Origin of the sequence: Chromobacterium haemolyticum DSM 19808, assembly GCF_000711885.1 — a bacterium.
In the GTDB taxonomy this organism is placed as follows: Bacteria; Pseudomonadota; Gammaproteobacteria; order Burkholderiales; family Chromobacteriaceae; genus Chromobacterium; species Chromobacterium haemolyticum.
In genome coordinates this window covers 85,333-101,989 of sequence record NZ_JONK01000008.1, presented here as the reverse complement: position 1 = coordinate 101,989, position 16,657 = coordinate 85,333, and the positions used below count along the sequence as shown (strand labels likewise).

Annotated in this window: 17 protein-coding genes; 6 read left to right on the top strand and 11 right to left on the bottom strand. The window is 63.5% G+C overall.

What is annotated here, in order from left to right:
* Positions 1-90: 90 nt before the first annotated feature.
* On the top strand, positions 91-573 hold the full coding sequence (gene ybaK / locus BR71_RS07700; RefSeq protein WP_043635369.1) for a Cys-tRNA(Pro) deacylase: 483 nt from the start codon (positions 91-93) through the stop codon (positions 571-573).
* Here the strand turns inward: ybaK and BR71_RS07695 are convergent.
* From BR71_RS07695 to BR71_RS07665, 8 genes are all read right to left on the bottom strand, one after another.
* Positions 557-1,318: a substrate-binding periplasmic protein gene (locus tag BR71_RS07695; RefSeq protein WP_043635163.1), complete on the bottom strand. Its 762-nt coding sequence runs from the start codon at positions 1,316-1,318 to the stop codon at positions 557-559. The genes ybaK and BR71_RS07695 overlap by 17 nt on opposite strands.
* Before the next feature lie 73 nt (positions 1,319-1,391).
* A complete protein-coding gene (locus tag BR71_RS07690) occupies positions 1,392-2,840 on the bottom strand; it encodes a 4Fe-4S binding protein (protein WP_081862594.1) in 1,449 nt (482 codons plus the stop codon).
* Positions 2,837-3,661 (bottom strand): FTR1 family iron permease, encoded by an 825-nt coding sequence (locus BR71_RS07685; RefSeq protein WP_043635160.1) that lies wholly within the window; start codon positions 3,659-3,661, stop codon positions 2,837-2,839. The genes BR71_RS07690 and BR71_RS07685 overlap by 4 nt, the downstream gene beginning before the upstream one ends.
* A 44-nt stretch (positions 3,662-3,705) precedes the next feature.
* The gene (locus tag BR71_RS07680) at positions 3,706-4,041 is read right to left on the bottom strand and encodes a cupredoxin domain-containing protein (protein WP_019100458.1); all 336 of its coding nucleotides are present in this window, start codon (positions 4,039-4,041) and stop codon (positions 3,706-3,708) included.
* 125 nt (positions 4,042-4,166) lie between these two features.
* Positions 4,167-4,709 carry an iron transporter gene (locus tag BR71_RS07675; RefSeq protein WP_043635157.1) on the bottom strand — a complete coding sequence of 181 codons (543 nt, stop codon included), beginning with the start codon at positions 4,707-4,709 and terminating at the stop codon, positions 4,167-4,169.
* 147 nt (positions 4,710-4,856) lie between these two features.
* Positions 4,857-4,997, bottom strand: coding sequence for a hypothetical protein (locus BR71_RS24125; protein WP_156038908.1), 141 nt, complete (start codon positions 4,995-4,997; stop codon positions 4,857-4,859).
* A 58-nt stretch (positions 4,998-5,055) separates the two neighbouring features.
* Positions 5,056-6,915, bottom strand: a complete 1,860-nt coding sequence (asnB, locus tag BR71_RS07670) for an asparagine synthase (glutamine-hydrolyzing) (RefSeq protein ID WP_043635154.1) — start codon at positions 6,913-6,915, stop codon at positions 5,056-5,058.
* Positions 6,916-7,179: 264 nt separating this feature from the next.
* Entirely contained in the window at positions 7,180-8,376 is a 1,197-nt protein-coding gene (locus BR71_RS07665) for an MFS transporter (RefSeq protein WP_043635364.1), read from the bottom strand.
* Positions 8,377-8,477: 101 nt separating this feature from the next.
* Here BR71_RS07665 and BR71_RS07660 point away from each other — a divergent pair, with 101 nt between their 5' ends.
* Positions 8,478-9,257 carry an AraC family transcriptional regulator gene (locus BR71_RS07660; RefSeq protein ID WP_043635151.1) on the top strand — a complete coding sequence of 260 codons (780 nt, stop codon included), beginning with the start codon at positions 8,478-8,480 and terminating at the stop codon, positions 9,255-9,257.
* Here the strand turns inward: BR71_RS07660 and wrbA are convergent.
* Positions 9,254-9,853, bottom strand: a complete 600-nt coding sequence (gene wrbA, locus BR71_RS07655) for an NAD(P)H:quinone oxidoreductase (RefSeq protein ID WP_043635149.1) — start codon at positions 9,851-9,853, stop codon at positions 9,254-9,256. The genes BR71_RS07660 and wrbA overlap by 4 nt on opposite strands.
* A 128-nt stretch (positions 9,854-9,981) precedes the next feature.
* On the opposite strand from wrbA, the gene BR71_RS07650 reads away from it, so the two are divergent.
* Positions 9,982-11,184 carry a YihY family inner membrane protein gene (locus tag BR71_RS07650; RefSeq protein ID WP_081862593.1) on the top strand — a complete coding sequence of 401 codons (1,203 nt, stop codon included), beginning with the start codon at positions 9,982-9,984 and terminating at the stop codon, positions 11,182-11,184.
* On the opposite strand, the gene BR71_RS07645 is transcribed toward BR71_RS07650, so the two are convergent.
* Both BR71_RS07645 and BR71_RS07640 read right to left on the bottom strand, forming a co-directional pair.
* The gene (locus BR71_RS07645) at positions 11,136-11,957 is read right to left on the bottom strand and encodes a DUF3025 domain-containing protein (protein ID WP_425265928.1); all 822 of its coding nucleotides are present in this window, start codon (positions 11,955-11,957) and stop codon (positions 11,136-11,138) included. The two genes, BR71_RS07650 and BR71_RS07645, sit on opposite strands and share 49 nt — an antisense overlap.
* A gap of 26 nt (positions 11,958-11,983) precedes the next feature.
* Entirely contained in the window at positions 11,984-14,248 is a 2,265-nt protein-coding gene (locus tag BR71_RS07640; RefSeq protein ID WP_162179201.1) for a sensor domain-containing diguanylate cyclase, read from the bottom strand.
* Positions 14,249-14,397: 149 nt separating this feature from the next.
* On the opposite strand from BR71_RS07640, the gene cysG reads away from it, so the two are divergent.
* The 3 genes from cysG to BR71_RS07625 all read left to right on the top strand — a co-directional run bounded on the left by cysG (position 14,398) and on the right by BR71_RS07625 (position 16,641).
* Positions 14,398-15,789 carry a siroheme synthase CysG gene (cysG, locus tag BR71_RS07635; RefSeq protein ID WP_043635354.1) on the top strand — a complete coding sequence of 464 codons (1,392 nt, stop codon included), beginning with the start codon at positions 14,398-14,400 and terminating at the stop codon, positions 15,787-15,789.
* Between the two features lie 188 nt (positions 15,790-15,977).
* The gene (locus BR71_RS07630) at positions 15,978-16,385 is read left to right on the top strand and encodes a PTS sugar transporter subunit IIA (RefSeq protein ID WP_043635143.1); all 408 of its coding nucleotides are present in this window, start codon (positions 15,978-15,980) and stop codon (positions 16,383-16,385) included.
* On the top strand, positions 16,372-16,641 hold the full coding sequence (locus BR71_RS07625; protein ID WP_019100446.1) for an HPr family phosphocarrier protein: 270 nt from the start codon (positions 16,372-16,374) through the stop codon (positions 16,639-16,641). Before BR71_RS07630 ends, BR71_RS07625 begins: the two co-directional genes overlap by 14 nt.
* Positions 16,642-16,657: the final 16 nt, after the last annotated feature.

Below are 16,657 nucleotides of genomic sequence, written 5' to 3'. Positions count from 1 at the left end.
CCGACATCGGCGACGTGGCGCGGATTGGGGTTTGCCTCGCGGCGCGCAAACTTCTACAGTGGCGTTTTGTTTTTTCAGGCTGTGAAGATCATGTCCAAGGGAAAGGCCCCGGTCACTCAGGCGATCCGGGTATTGCGCGAGCATCATGTCAGCTTTAGCGAGCATGTGTACAAGTACGAGGAAAAGGGCGGCACCACGGTGTCGGCGCGAGAGTTGGGCGTGGACGAGCACTGCGTGATCAAGACCTTGATCATGGAGGACGAGAACAAGCGACCGTTGATCGTGCTGATGCACGGGGACCGCGAAGTGGGCACTGGCATGCTGGCCAAGCAGATCGGCGTCAAGAAGGTGCATCCCTGCGATCCCAAGACTGCGGACAAGCACAGCGGCTACCAAGTGGGCGGCACCAGCCCGTTCGGCACCCGCCATGAGATGCCGGTGTATATGGAAGCCAGCATCTTGGAGTTGGAGCGCATCTATATCAACGGCGGCAAGCGCGGTTTCCTGATCGGCGTCGATCCCAAGGACGCCGAGCGGGTGCTGAAACCGACTCTGGTCAACGCAGCGGCTTGAGTTCGGGGAAGTTGCGCTGGTAGATGGCGTGAAGGCTGCCGTCAGCCTGCATTGCTTGCAAGGCTTGATCGATTGCCGGTCGCAGCTTGGCGATGTTTGGGTAGCTGCGTGAATACATCAGGGACAGCGCGGTGGCTTTGTCCAGCGGCGTGGGAATGTAGGCGAAGTCGCGCTCATGGCCAGTGGCCTGGGTGCGGATCAGGAATAGGCCGCGCTCCAGCGTCAGCGGCGCCAGGTCCAGGTGGCCGGCGCGCAACAGCCTGATCGCGTTTTCCTCGTCGTTGGTGTTCAGCGTATTCAAGCGGTATTGCTTGAACAGCGGCTGGTACCAATAACCCAGCTGCACGCCGATGCGGTAGGCGCGCAAATCTGCCAGGCTGCGGAAGTCGGCGGGAGGATGGGCGAGCCGGGGCTTGTAATAGAAGAAGTAGCTGCTGCTGTGGATTAGCGGCGGGGAAAAGTCGAAACTGAGCGCGCGTTCCGGCGTCGGCCGATAGGGAAAGGCCGCCGCGGCGCGGCCGGCCTTGATTTCGGCTTCCGCGCGAGGCCAGCTCATATAGTGAAAACGTGCGATATAGCCGGCGCGCCGGCAAGCTTGGCGCACCATGTCGGCGAAGACGCCGTCGGCGGTGAAGCTGCGCGACACATAGGGCGGCCACTCGCCCGTAGCGAAGTCTATCGCCGGTGTTTCGGCGCGGGCGGGCGCGGCCAGGCAATAGAGAGCAAGCAGCAGCGGACGCCACATGGCGCGACTCCAGGATCAGGGTGGGAGCATGCTTTGTTATCGCACAGCGCCCACCCCGTCGCCAGCGGGACGGCTACCACCACCAGAACATGAAGCCCCAGGCGGCGTCCACCAGGGCCAGCGCCGCCAACAATGGCATCAAGGCGAGCGCCTGGCGCGGGCCGGAGCTCCAGCGCGCGAGAATGGCGCGCCCCAGCCATAGCGACCACAGATTGGCTCCGGCCAGCAAGGCCAGCCGCGCGTCGTTGGCCCAGAACATCGGCACCCCTTCCGCCTTCAGCAGCGTCACCGTCAGCGCGGACAGGCCAAGGAATACGCCGCAACCGGCCAGCGGGATCAGACTTTGGGCCAGGTGGTGCAGCCGTTGAGTCCGCCAAGGGCCAGCGATGCGCACGCCGGCGGCCAGGCAGAGCAACAGGCCGCTGCCCAGCGCCAGGGCGGTGGCCAGCACGTAGCTGATTAACGCCGCGCCATCCAGCCAGGAGAACACGTCGTTGTGCTGCGGATAATGAGTCAGCAGCCACCACGGCGCCTCGGTATCCAGCGGCCACAGGATGTCATGATCCACCAGCCATTCCGCTGCCGCCTGTTTCATGGCCACGAACCAAGGGCTCATGGTCCAGTGGAAGGCGCCCATCGCCACCCCCAGCAAGCCATAGACAATCAAGGCGGTTTGCCAGCCATCGGCCTCTTTGGCTGCGACCTTGACCACTTCTTCTGTGGGCGAGCGCAGGCTCAGCTCGATGGCGTCGCGATGGCCGCTGCAGCGGCCGCACATATGGCAGCCGCTGCCGCCTTGCATATGGCGCAGCGGTTGCAGCGGCGCGCAATCCACCGCCTGTATCGGGATGGTTTTGCCTTGCTGCGAGGCTTTCCAGGCGGCTTCGTCCACTCGGTAATACATTGGCGCCAGCTTGGACAGCAGGCCGAACACGCCGTTGACCGGGCACAGGTGGCGACACCAAGCGCGTTTGCCGCGGGTATAGATGAAGCCGACGATCACCGCGGCCACGGTGGAGCCGCCTAGCACCAGCAAGGCGGCCTTAGGGTATTGGTAGACGCTGACCAGTTGGCCGTAGATGGTGGTCAGAGCGAAGGCGACGAAGGGCCAGCCGCCCCAGCGCATCCAGCGCGGGATAGGGCGGCCCAGGCCTTTTTTGGCAGCCCACTCGGACAAAGCGCCTTCCGGGCAGAGAACGCCGCACCACAGCCGGCCGAACAACACCATGGACAACAGCACGAACGGCCACCAAATGCCCCAGAACACGAATTGGGCGAAGATGGTCAGATTGTTCCAGATCCGGGCGCTGTCTTCCGGCAAGTCCAGGCAGGCCGGCACGATCAGCAGCGCGGCGTAGACCAGCACCACGCCCCATTGCAGCGCGCGCAGCAGGCCGGCGTGATCCCGCAGCCACAAGCCGACGGCGGCCATGAAACCCTGGGTCGTCGGCTGGCGACAGGAACCGCCGGCGCGCGCGGCGACGTCGGCGGAATGGGGAAGCGGCGGGCGGGCGGATTTCATACGGCCAGCGTCTGCTTGCGGTTGCGCCACTGGAACAGCGCCCAGATCGTCGCCCAGAACAGCGCGTAGGCGATCAGGCTCATCAGGGCGGGGTGGGCGCGGTAGCCCGTGAGCGAGGCGATGACGCCGCCGGCCGGGCTCATGTCGTCAAGTAGCGAGGAACTGTCCCACAGCGGGTCGACCAGCGCCGGCAGAATGTCCATCGAGATCAACTTTTCCACGCCGCTGAGGAAGAGCGAAGCGCCCAACAGCAGCAGCATGATTTCGGTGATGCGGAAGAACAAGCGCCATGACAGATATTTGCCGCCCAGCTGCAATAGATAGAAGGTCAGAAAGGCCAGGCCCAGGCCTATTATGGCGGCAAAGCTCATGCTGGCCAGCGTGGAGCCGTCGGCCTCGGCCAACATGCCGTAGAGGAAGACCACGGTTTCGCTGCCTTCGCGGGCGATGGCGATGGCGGCCAGCAGGGTGACGCCCCACCAGTTGGCATTGCTGGCGTTTTCGCGCAGGCCGGCCTCCAGTTCTTTCTTCAGCGTGCGGCCATGCTCGCGCATCCACAGCACCATGTGCACGATCAGCGCCGCGGCGGTGAACACCATCACGGTCTGGAAGATGTCCTGAGCGCCGGCCATCAGGCTGCTGGCGGCGAACAGGGCCACGGCCAGGCCGACGGCGGCGAGCAGGCCCAGCGCCACGCCGGCCCACAAATAGCGTTTGCCGGCGGCGCCGGCCGGGTTCTGGTTCATCCAGGCATTGAGGATGCCCACGACCAGCAAGGCTTCGACGCTTTCGCGCCAGACGATGAATAGGACTTGTCCCATGAGGTCTACTCCTGAATACGGCTTACACAGCGGATGGGCCGCGTTTACTTGGCGACGATGACGCCTTGGCCGGTCTTCATGTGAAATTCGTCAAAAAACTTGTATTCGCCGGGGGACAGCGGCTGGAAAACCAGGAAGGACTCCGCGCCGGGGCCGAGCACCTTTTCCTTGCGCAGCGGCGTGCTTTCGAATTCGGCCGGGGTCTTGCCGGCATTGATCACTTCAACCTTGAACTTCTTGCCGGCGGGGACCACCAGGCGGGCGGGTGTGAACACGCCGTCCTTCATCACCAGTTTGAACACCGGCATGTCGTCGGCTATGGCCGACATGGACAACAGGCAGGCCGCGGCGGCGGCCAGGGTCAAGGGCGCGAACTTCATCGGAATGGGTCTCCGGATTGAAAACAGCGCAGGCGAAGGCATGCGCTGTCTTATTTTAACGCATGAGAATGGCTTGCGTTTACATTCTCATTCGCATTAATCCTGTTTTTGCAAGAACAACGGGATTAATAGCCGCCTTTTTTGCCGATGCCGGCATAAGTGAATTCGTAGTTCAGTTCAAAGGGCTTGAACCACGGACCCACGCCGGTTTCCTTGTCGATGTGGCGGCCAAAGTGAGCGTGCTGGTTGGCCGACGGCGGCAGGATGGTGTATTTCAGCTTGTATTTGCCCGGGCCTTGCAGCTTGATGTTGTCGCCATAGTGCGGACCGTCGTTGGCCACCATCGGCATCAGATCGCCCTTGAGCACTTCCTTGCCGCCCACCTTGCTCAGTTCATACTTCACCACCAGATAGGGCATCCATGCGCCTTCTTCGAAGCCGTTGGGATTGTTCTTGGTAGCGTGGATGTCGGCCTCCAGGTGGATGTCGGATGCCTCCGCCTTGCGCATCATGCCTTCCGGTTCCATCTTTGTCGGCTGCAGGTAGACCGCGCCGATCTCCATGCCGTTCTTCAGGGCCGGCTTGCCGATCGGGTATTCCTTGGCCATGGCGGCGGCGGAAGCGGTGAGTGCTGCGGTGGCGATAGCCAGTTGGACAAAGCGACGCATATTGTTTCCTTTTGGTTTCAATTGAATAGGGCACTGCTTGGCCCAAGCGGGCCGCTTGGCGGCGAAGGACGCCGGCCGGGCGGATAGGCGCTTTATTCTTGGTTTGCTTGGCCTGCCTAAAAATACTAATGCTAATCATTATCGTTTTCAAACGAAAATGTGTTGTCGAATGTAGCAGATGCGACGCCGGGCGGCGCTGGCCATAGGAATGGCATGCGCCGCGTTGGCGCGCTCGATTGAAAAGACCTTGGAAGCCAGCTTCGCAATGCTTATGCGTCGTTTGCGCATATTGCTTTCCCTGCTGGCTGCTTCTTGCCTAGCGCTTGTTCGCCCGTCTTTGGACGGATTAGTCGTTTTGGGCCGCCAGCAAGCTTAGCTGCCTCAGGCTTTCGTCCAAAATCAGCAACTGCAGCATCTGCTCGGCCAGATGCTCGGCCCCGTTTCGGTAGGCGGCGGCGAAGGCGTCCACCGCCGCGGCGTCGAGCTGGCCGCGGCTGAGCCGCGCCAGACGTTCGCCCAGACCATCCATGCGCGGAGCCAGGCTGGTTTTCAGCCAGCCGGACAGCGGCGGGTTGAAGCCGCGTTTCTTGCGCTGGAAGAAGTCCGCAGGCAGCGCTGGGTGAACGGCGCGGCGGAAGATCAGCTTGGCAGGCTGGGTGAAACGCTGTTTGCCGTCCACCGCCAGCAAAGTCTGATAGAAGCGGTGGTCCACCAGCGGGGCGCGGCCCTCCAGGCCGTGGGCCATGGTGCACAGGTCGGACTTTTGCAGGATGTAGTCCGGTAGATAATTGGCGAAGTCTATGGCCAGCAAATGATGCAGACCGGCCGGCGCATTGGCCGGCGGCGGACCAATATCGTCCGGCGCGCGCCAGTGGCAGAGTCGCGAGAGCGGCCGGTTGCCTTGCAGGAACAGGCGTTGGCCGGGGGTGAAGCCGGAAAAGCGCAGCGAATAGGCGTCTTGCCAACTCATCGCCAACTCGGTGGCGAGTTTGCCGGCGCCCTTGCCGTCCAGCGAGGGCTGGATCGTCAGCGGCAGCTTGATCAGGCTGCGCCAGCGAGTGCGCAGATGCTTGTTGACGCGCTTGTAGCCAGCCAGCAGCTCATCGCCGCCGTCGCCCAAGAGCACCACTTTGACGTGGCGGCTGACTTCGCGCGCCAGGTACCACGTGGGGAAGCTGGACGGATCGGCGAAAGGCTGGTCGAGGTCGGCGACGATGCGTTCGAAATCGGCTGCCAGATTCTCCGGCATCTGCACCGCCAGATTGGCCAGCCCCATTCTTTGCGCGGAATCGGCGGCGTCGGCGGCCTCGTCCAGCTTGGATCCAGGGAAGGCGGCGGTGAAGCTGCTGAATTGCGTCAACTGTTGCAAGGCCAGCCGGCTGGCGATTACGGTGGAGTCTATGCCGCCTGACAGCAGCACGCCCAGCGGGCGGTCGGCGACGGTGCGCATCGCCACGGCGCGGTCCAGCTCTTGAAGCCAGTCGCCGCCGTCCTTGGCTGGCTGCCAGTAGCGCAGTTTGCGCAGGGAGCGGGTGTCCAGGTCAAATTCCAGCCGGTGGCCGTTTTCCAGGCGCTGTATGTGGCTGAACAAGGTGGCGGGCGCCGGGATGTAGCGGTGCGCCAGATAGGCGTCGATGGCGTCGGCGGAAAAGTCGCGCCGTTGGGGCGGCAGGAAGGGCAGCACCGAGCGCACCAGCGAGCCGAAGGCGAAGTTTCCGTCCAGCAGCGAATAGACCAGCGGTTTCTCGCCCATCCGGTCGCGCGCCAGATGCACTTTGCGCTGTTTCAAATCCAGGATGGCGAAGGCGAACATGCCGCGCAGCCGCTGCAGCAGGGTTTCAATGCCCCAGGCCTGGTAGCCGCGCAGGATGAACTCGGTGTCGGAGTGCGTGGTGAAGCGCGCGCCGGCGGCTTCCAGTTCGGCCTTGTCGGCGGCCCAGTCATAGACTTCGCCGTTGTAGCAGATCCAGACCTGAGCATCCTCGCTGGCCATCGGCTGGTTGGCGATGGGGCGCGGGTCGATGATGGACAAGCGCGCGTGCAGCAGCGCGTTGTGGATGTCCCCGTCTGTCGCCGTTTGCCAGTCGGCGTTCAGCCATAATTGATTGGCCGCGTCCGGTCCGCGTCGGCCCAGCTCCGTCAACATGGCCTGGGCGGTGGCCGCGGCGGCGGGGCGTTGAGAGAAGAAACCGGCGATTCCACACATGATTTTCTGTCCGAATGGGCAACGCGCCGGGTAAGCCGCCGAGCGCAGAGCGCTCAGAACCTGCTTACGATCTACTGCGCGTCGGCGATACGGCGTTGAAAACACCTTCGAAATGCTCATGTACCGTGTGTACACTCCGCTTTCTCAGCCGTTTTCGCCTTGTCTCGCCTTAGCTCGCGAGATCGTAAACACGTTCTCAGACGGCACCGCAGGCGCGTTGGAAAAATTGAATGGCCGAAGTATCCGGGCAGGGCGGCGCCAGTGTCAAACCTTGTCGCCGCGCAGATCCGGCAGCAGTGCGGCCACCAAGCCCAACAGCGGCAGGAAGGCGCATAGCTGATAGACGAATTCGATGCCGTGGCTGTCGGCCAGTTGGCCCAGCACCGCGGCGCCGATGCCGCCGATGCTGAAGGCGAAGCCGTAGAACATGCCTGACACCATGCCCACCCGGCCCGGCAACAGTTCCTGCGCGTAAATGATGATGGCGGGGAAGGCCGAGGCCAGCACGAAGCCGATGCCCAGCGACAGCACGCTGGTCCAGAACAGATTGACGTAGGGCAGTAGCAAGGTCAGCGGCGCGATGCCGAGGATGGAGAACCAGATCACCCGCTTGCGGCCGATGGCGTCGCCGATCGGTCCGCCGAAGATGGTGCCCAGCGCGACCGCTAACAGAAACAAGAACAGATGGAGCTGCGCGGCCTGCACGCCCAAGCCGAAGTGCTTGATTAAATAGAAGGTAAAGTAGCTGGTGATGCTGGCGGTGTAGAAGTATTTGGAGAACAGCAGCACCAGCAGGGCGAACAGCGTCAGCTTCACTCGCGCCGGCGACAACTGGGGCGGCGTTGCGATGGCGGCGGTTTTAGCCTTGCGCTGCTGGTGGCTGTACCACTGGCCGATCTTGAACAATACCGCCATCGCCAACAAGGCGGCCAGGCCGAACCAGGCGATGCTGCCCTGCCCCAAGGGGATGACGATCAGCGCCGCCAGAAGCGGCCCGCTGGCGCTGCCGGCGTTGCCTCCCACCTGAAAAATGGATTGGGCCAGACCAGGACGGCCGCCGGAGGCCATGCGGGCCACCCGCGACGATTCCGGATGAAATACCGAGGAGCCTGTGCCCACCAGCGCCGCGGCCAACAACAGCAGGGGGAAGCTGCCGGCGCTGGACAGTAATAACAGGCCGCACAGGGTGGCTCCCATGCCCAGCACCAGCGAGTACGGCATCGGTTTCTTGTCGGTGTAGAGCCCCACCAGCGGCTGCAACAGCGAGGCGGTGCATTGGTAGGTCAAGGTCATCAGGCCGATTTCGGCGAAGCTGAGCTGGTAGTTGCCTTTAAGTAGCGGATAGATCGCCAGCAGCAGCGATTGCAGCATGTCGTTGAGAAAATGGGAGAAACTGATGGCGCCCAGCACACGGAAGCGAGTGCTGTCTTGATCTGGCGTGGCGGCGGTGGCGGTGGTCATGGGCTTGAGAATCATTCAGCTAGTGGGTGAATGTCATACTAGCGAGCAAAATGGCGTCCGTCCTGCCAAAATAAGGCAGTTATCTTTGCAAAAGAGGCATTGTGGCGGACTTCGACCATTTGCATGACTATGACGGCGGCGCGGCCCCGGTGGTGGGCAAGGCGCGTGACTACGCTGCCGGCGGAGTCTCGCCGCGCCACGCCCACCCCACGGCACAACTGCTGTACGCAGTGGAAGGCGTGATGATGGTGACCACCGATCAGGGCCGATGGATCGTGCCGCCGACGCGCGGTATCTGGCTGCCCATCGCCACTTGGCATCAGGTGAATATGCTGAGCAGGGTGCGGATGCGCACGGTGTATGTGCGCGGCGACGCCTTGACCGGCTTGCCCGAAGAGTGCTGCGTGCTGGCGGTGTCGCCCTTGTTGCGCGAGCTGATTCAGGCCGCAACCGGCATTGCGGTGCCTTACCCGCCGGATAGCCGGGCGGAACGAGTGATGCGTTTGATTCTGGACGAGATCCGCAGCCTGCCGAGCTTGGCTTTGTCCTTGCCGCAGCCGGCGTCGGCGGCGCTGGACCAATTGTGTAGGCAGTTGCTCAGCCACCCCGGCGACGCGCGCGGCGTAGCCGAGTGGGCGGCGCAGGCGGCGATGGACCCGCGCACATTGCAGCGCCGCTTCCAGCGCGAGACCGGGCTGAGTTTCGGGCAGTGGCGGCGACAAGCGCGGTTGATTGCGGCTTTGGAGCGTCTGGCGCGTGGCGCCAGCGTGTTGGAGGTGGCGCTGGATCTGGGTTATGCCAGCCCCAGCGCTTTTTCGACGATGTTCAAGCGCGAATTGGGCGCGTCGCCGAGCGCTTTCTTCGATGCGCAGCAGCTTTAGAACGGGGCGGCCAGCCTCAGCGCAATCTCAGCCAGCCGGCGCCCCTGCGCCAGCGCCAGCTGTTTCTCGTCGTCGCTGATGGCTTGTTCGTTGCGCACGCCTGAGACATGGCTGGCGCCATAAGGCGTGCCGCCGGTGCTGGTGCGGGTCAGCGCGGTTTCCGTGTAGGGCAGGCCCACCATCAGCATGCCGTGGTGCAGCAAGGGCACCATCATGGTCAACAGGGTGGATTCCTGCCCACCGTGCAGCGAGGCGCTGCTAGTGAACACGCAGGCGGGTTTACCGGCCAGCGCGCCTTGCATCCATTCCGGGCTGGTGCCGTCCAGAAAATATTTCACCGCCGCGGCCATATTGCCGAAGCGGGTGGGGCTGCCCAGCGCCAGGCCGATGCATTCGACGAGATCCGCGGCCTCGACATAGGGCGCGCCGGCCTCGGGGACGGCGGCCTCGGTGGCTTCGCAGACCGCGGACACCTTGGGCACGGTGCGCAGCCGGGCCTGGCAGCCGGGCACGCTTTCAATGCCGCGGGCGATCAGCCGGGCCAGTTCGCGGGTGGCGCCGTGCTGGCTGTAGTAGAGCACCAAGAGGTCTTGCATGGGTTTGGGGCCTTCTTTATCAGATCAAAAACGATAGGTCGCGCGCCGCTGCGCAAGCGGATGCATGATAAAGCAACTCTGTGCGGCTTGCCTGATCCGCGCTTTGCCATTATTTTGCCGAGATGCAAATGAGTCGAATCGAACCGTATCTGGGCTTTGCGCGCTTTCTTGCCCGGCGCATGGGCAGTCATCGCGTCGCGCAAGTGTCCGGCAGCCTGACCTTCACCACGCTGTTGGCGCTGGTGCCCTTGTTCACCATCGCCTTGACGGTGATTTCCGCGTTTCCGGTGTTCGCGGATCTGAGCACCCGTTTCAAGATCATGCTGTTGTCCACGCTGGTTCCGGAGTTCGCCGGCAAGGTGATTACCGTCTATATGCGCCAGTTCGCCGACAACGCGGAGAAGTTGACCGCCGCCGGCATTGTGATGCTGGGCGTGACCGCGCTGATGCTGATGTCCACCATAGACCGTACTTTCAACGCCATCTGGGGCGTGCGCCGCGGTCGGCCGTTATTGCAGCAAAGCATGGTGTACTGGACGGTGCTGACGCTGGGGCCGCTGGTGCTGGGCGGCAGCCTGCTGGCTTGGCGCAGCCTGTTCAAGGTCAGCAAGTTCGATCACGCGCTGCCGGTATTGGCCAATATGGTGGAAGCCGGCGGGTCCATCTTGCTGACTGCTTTGGTGCTGTCGCTGTTGTACCGCATCGTGCCCAATCGTTTTGTGCCGATCAAGCACGCCAGCGTGGGCGCCTTGCTGACCGCGATCTTGCTGGAGGCCACGCGCGCCTTGTTCGGCTTCTACATCGGTCAGGTCGCTAATTACCAATTGGTGTACGGGGCCTTCGCCAGCATCCCGATTTTCCTGTTGTGGGTGTATTGCTTGTGGATGGTGGTGCTCAGCGGCGCGGTGTTCACGGCATCGTTGTCTTATTGGGAGGGCGACGCATGGCGGCGTCGCTTCGAGCCTAGGCGACGTTTTCTCGATGCGGTGGAGGTGTTGCTGCTGCTGGACGAGGCGCAGAACCGCGGCGAACTGCTGAGCCCGGTGCAGTTGCGCAGCCAGGTGAAGGTGGGTTACGACGAGTTGGGCTGGGTGCTGGACATGTTGAGCTCCCGCGGTTTTGTTCAGAAAAGCCAGCGCGACGGTTGGGTGCTGGGCAAGAAGTTGTCGGCCATCTGCATGGTGGAGCTGTTCGAATTGTTCGTCTATCGCAGCGACAACTACCGCGACGACGATGTCGGCGCCGGCGTGGAAACCCTGTTGGGGCCGATGACGGCCGAGCTTCAGTCCGTGACGCTGGAAGATTTCGCCCGCCGCGTTGGCCGGAAATAATCGCGGTTGGCGTAGAAGGCCGGATCTTCATTGTCCGGCCACCAGCCGGGAATGCCTAGCAGCGGCAGCGGCCACAGCGAGCGCGGGGCCGGCATGAAGTCGTCGTCGTCCAGCCGTCGCGCCAACTCCGTGTCCAGATGGTCCCGCCGGCGAGCTTCGTCCCAGTGGAAGAAGGCTTCCGGCACCGCCAGCGGCAGCGCCTTGCCGCACCAGCCGATATGCGGCCGCAGGCCGACTTCGAACAGCGCGTGGCCGATGGCGTGAACGCCGATGCGACGGTCCCAGTCTTGGCGATGTTCCAGAAACAGACGCTGCCATTCCATATCGTCCAGCATCCGGCTGAAAGCCGGGTCGGCGACGGCGACGATGACGCCGCATTCGTCCAACAGCGTGGCCGCGTCGCGCAGCGGGCCGCGCTTGGTCTCTCCGCGGGCGATGGCGCGCAGGTGGCGGCGGTTCAGCGCTTGCTTGCTCCGCGGCCAAGCCAGCCAGGCCAAGGCGTTGAACCAATCGTGCCAGTTGCCGCTGCGGGTGGGGATCTCTCCGGTGTGGCCGATGTGCATCTCGTAATAGGCTTCCGGCTCCAGATCGCAGGCAAAGCGCAGTGCCGGGGGCAGCGCGTTCGGGCGTTGTTGCCGGTAGCGCCGCAGCAGCAGGTCGTAGTCCTCTTGCTCCGGCCAGGAGGCGGGAGCGATCAGCTCGGCGGCGTCGCGTACGGGCCGATATAGAGGGTGGGAGAGATAGTCGGTTTGCCAGGCGCTCACGGTGGACATCTTGGAAAAAGATTCAGGCCGGCATTTTAGCGCAATAGCAGCAATTCCTCGCCGCTGATGCAGTTGCGGCCATTGTGTTTGGCCTGGTACAGCTGTTTGTCCGCCCGGCCCAATACTTCGTCGATTTCAGTCTCGTCGGCGCGCAGCATGGCGACGCCTATGCTGACCGTGTATTGCAGAGTGCCGGTCTCGCCGTCCGGCAAACGGGCTTCCGCGACGACGCGGCGCAGGCGCTCCGCCGCCAGCAGCGCGTCTTCCATCCGCGTGTCCGGCAGCACCGCGGCGAACTCCTCGCCGCCCAGGCGGCCGCAAATGTCGGTGCTGCGCAGCACGTTGCGGCAGCTTTGCGCGAAGTGGACGATGACTTCGTCGCCCTTGGCGTGCCCATGACGGTCGTTGATGTTCTTGAAGTGATCCAAATCCATCATCAGCACGGTCAAGGACAATTGATAACGCCGGTTGCGTTCGATTTCGCGGCTGGACAGCGCGATGAACTGGCGGCGGTTGCACAGGCCGGTCAGTTCATCCAGTGTGGCGAGCTGATAGAGTTTCTTTTCGTGAGCGTCGCGTTGCAGCGCGATGGCGATCAGGTGGGTGCTGCGTTGCGCCAACTGCAACTCTTCCGGCTCGGGTTGGCGCGGATCCGGGTGATAGATGGCGAAAGCGCCGAGCAGTCGGCGGTCGCTGGAGAATATGGGCGTGGACCAGCAGGCGCTCAGGCCAAAGGGCGCCACTAGTTCGCGGTAGCTGGCCCAAAGCGGGCTATTGGCAATGTCGTCGACGATGACCAGGCTTTTGCGGTGGACGGCGGTGCCGCAGGAGCCGGCCTCCGGGCCCACCGGCACTTGTGCCAGCAGTTTGCGGTAGCTCGGAGGCAGGCTTTGGCCGGCCGCCAGCCCTAAGGTTTCTCCGCTGGCGTCCAGCAGCATGATGGAACAGACGCCACGGTTCAGTTGCGACTCCATCATTCGACAGATCTGGTTAAGCGTGTCTTGCAACGGCGCATTGCCGGCAATCATCTCCATCACCGCGTTTTCTTCTGCCAGCAGACGTTCGCTCTGGCGACTGTGGGTGATTTCGCGCTCCACCGCCAGAATGCTGCGCAGCTCGCCGCCCAGCCCGAATTCGGGGAACAGCCTCACCTCGAAAATAAAGCGCCGGGTGCCCATGCTCAGCTCCAGTTCGAAGCGGCGGGCCTCGCCGCCGGCGATCAGTCGCTCGCACTCCTCTGCAAAACGGGCGCGCGCGGCTTCGGGCCAGGCTTTGTCATGGACGCTGCGGCCAAGGTGCTCTTCGCGCGCCAGCGTTGAGTAGCGGCTGACGCTGCGGTTGATGAATTGGCAGCGCAGGTTCAGATCGTATCGGGCAATGACGTCTTCCGAGTTCTCCACCAGCGTGCGGAACTCCTGTTCGCGCCGCAGCATCGCGGACTCGGCCAGCTTGCGCGCGGTGACGATCTGGCACAGCGCGTGGATATGGCTGATGCGGCCCACTTCGTCTTTGTGAAACTGGGTGCGTTGCTCCAGCCATTCCCAATGACCGTGGGCGTGACGCACGCGGAACTCCATGCCGCAGGCGCTTTCTTGTCTTTGCTCCGGGTGGCTGAGCAAGGCGGTGAACAGCGAGCGGTCCTCGGGATGAAGCAGCTCCAGCCAGCGGGAAAAAGCCATTCGTTCAGCGTCCGCCGGCAGGCCTAACAGGGCGTGCAGCGTTTGAGGCGCGCCGCGCACTGCTTGGCCGGCCAGGTCGAACTCGAGCAAACCCAGCCGCGCGTCCTGGAGGGCCTGGCGCCAGCCGCTCAGATCGCCGCCGGGGCCGTGGACGAGGGATGGTGTTTGCAAGCGCAACAAAAGATGGTCGGGGAGCGGGCAGGGCAGGGGAAAGGCCAGTAAATCGGCATGGGCCGCTAGCAGGCCGTCGCGATGGCCGGGGTGGGCCGGGTCCAGCAGCAGCGCGAGGTCGTGCCGGCTGAAACCGTAACCGGTCAGCACGCCGTCTTGGCGTGAGGGCGCCGGCGCGTAGTCGGAGGCGGCGAGAAGACGGCCGGCGGCGTTGGCCAGCACGAGCGGCTGTTGGCTGTCCCGGACCTGGCGGCTGAGCGTGGCCAGCTGCCGCCGGCGTCGCCATGGCGGCAGGCCCAGTAGCGCCAACAAGGGGACGAACAACGGCCAGCCGGCGAGCCAGTCGGGCGTCGCGGCTTGCGCGTAGTCGGCCCCGAACAGGCACAGCGAGCCCGCGGCGGCGAACAGTCGACGGCGCGGACTGGCCCGGCGGCGTAAGGCTGGGTTCAAGCGGTTCTCCGAAGGCGCGGCGGCGCGCAAAGCTGCAATGATGGCACCAGGCGCCAAGCTGGGCGCTTTTCGTAATATTGATAGCATTCCCCAGCGTCGTTTTTATGCAACAAATGCAGTATGCTGCAAACATTGTTGCGGAGCTGGAAATGGATTACTTCCCGATCTTCCTTAAATTGCAAGGCGCGTCTTGTTTGCTGGTGGGCGGCGGCGAGGTGGCGCTGCGCAAGGCGCGGCTTTTGCTGTCCGCCGGCGCGGAACTGACGGTGGCGGCGCCGGAGTTGACGCCTGAGTTGGCCGAGATGGCGAGGCAGGGCCAACTGACCCATTTGCGCGCCTGTTTCGAGCCGGCCCAACTGAGCGGCCGGCGTCTGGTGGTGGCTGCCACCAACGAGCGCGAAGTCAACCGCCAAGTTTCCCTGTCCTGTCAGGCCTTGAATATTCCCGTTAATGTGGTGGACGACCCTGAACTGTCCAGCTACATCACCCCGGCCATTGTGGATCGTTCGCCCTTAGTGATAGCCGTTTCAACCGGAGGCGGGGTGCCGGTGCTGGCGAGGTTGATCCGCGGCCGGCTGGAAAGCCTTATTCCCAGCGGGTTTGGGCGATTGGCGCGTTTTGCCGCCGGTTTCCGCGATCGGGTCAAAGCCGGCATTCCCGATGTTGAGCGCCGTCGGGCTTTCTGGGAGTCGGTGCTGGAGGGGCCGTTGGCCGAAGCGGTGATCAACGGCGACGAGGCCGCCGCTGTGCAGGCGATGGAGCGAAGGCTGGAGGACGCCGGCGCGCAGACTGCGCAGGGCGCCGTCTATCTGGTGGGGGCGGGGCCGGGCAATCCGGATTTGCTGACTTTTCGGGCTCTGCGGCTGATGCAGCAGGCCGATGTGGTCTTGCACGACAATCTGGTGGCGCCGGAGCTGCTGGAGCTGGTGCGACGCGACGCCGAGCGCATTTACGTGGGGAAGGCCAGGGCCAACCATACGCTGCCGCAAGGCGACATCAACTTATTGATGGTGGAGCTGGCGCAACAAGGCAAGCGGGTATTACGGCTCAAGGGCGGAGATCCGTTCACCTTCGGTCGCGGCGGCGAGGAGATCGAGACGCTGGCGGCGCATGGCATCGCTTTCGAGGTCGTGCCCGGCATCACTTCCGCCAGCGGCGCGGCGGCGTATGCGGGCATACCGCTGACCCATCGAGATTACGCGCAGTCGGTGACCTTCGTTACCGGCCACAAGCAGGACGGCAGCATTCACCTTGACTGGCCCGCGTTGACGCGGCCGGCTCAGACCGTAGTAGTCTACATGGGGGTGTCCACTGCTCAGGAGCTGTGCCTCGCTTTCATCAAGCATGGCAAGCCGGCTACGACGCCGGCCGCAGCGGTGGAGTGGGCAACCACAGAGCGGCAGAGAACGGTGGCGGGCACGCTGGGGGATCTGCCGGAACTGATGTCCAAGCACCATATCGCATCGCCCGCCTTGATCATTGTCGGCGAGGTGGTGGGGTTGGCGGACAAACTGGGCTGGTACCGGACCCGAGTCTGTTGACGTATGTTTTACCGTTGCGCAGGCCGAGAAAAGCGCGCTATACAAGGCGGAAGGCCCCGGGGAAATAAGATGTCGGCAGGCCCTTGGCGAATACTGCTGATACAATGGCGGACTGACGTGTTGATCAACCTTTTTGCTTCAGTGTCCCGGCTCCGCGCCGCCGACGCTGCCAACATGAAGAATCAGGCATGGTAGGTGTATTGATAATCGCGCATGGCGACTTGGGGCGCAGTCTGGCGGATTGCGCCAGGCATATCCTGGGCCGAGAGCCGGAAAATCTGGCATTGATGGCGGTCGACAAGACCGATGACCCGGAAAGCAAGCAAGCCGAGGCCCAGTTGTTGGTGGACAGGCTGGACGCGGGCGACGGGGTGGTGATCCTGACCGATATGTATGGCGGCACGCCGTCCAATATCGCCAGCCGGCTGATCCGCCCGGGGCGGGTGGAGGCGGTGGCCGGGGCGAGTCTGCCCATGGTGGTCCGAGCCTTGTGCTATAGCAGCCAGCCGTTGGAAATCGTCGTGAGCAAGGCGATCACCGGCGGCCTGGAGGGTGTGCTGTATATTATTCCGGGGGAAGGCAATGCTGCGAATTGAAGTAGAAATCATCAACAAGCTCGGCCTGCATGCCCGCGCCTCCAGCAAGTTCACTCAGCTGGCCAGCCGCTACAAAAGCGATATCTTCATCGCGCGCAACAATCGCCGGGTCAACGGCAAGAGCATCATGGGCGTGATGATGCTGGCGGCGGCCAAGGGGGCGACCGTGGAGTTGGAGGTGAGCGGGGAGGATGAGCAAGTGGCGTTGGACGCCCTGGTGGCCCTGATCAACAACCGATTCGACGAAGCCGAATAAGCCGGAGCCTAAGGAC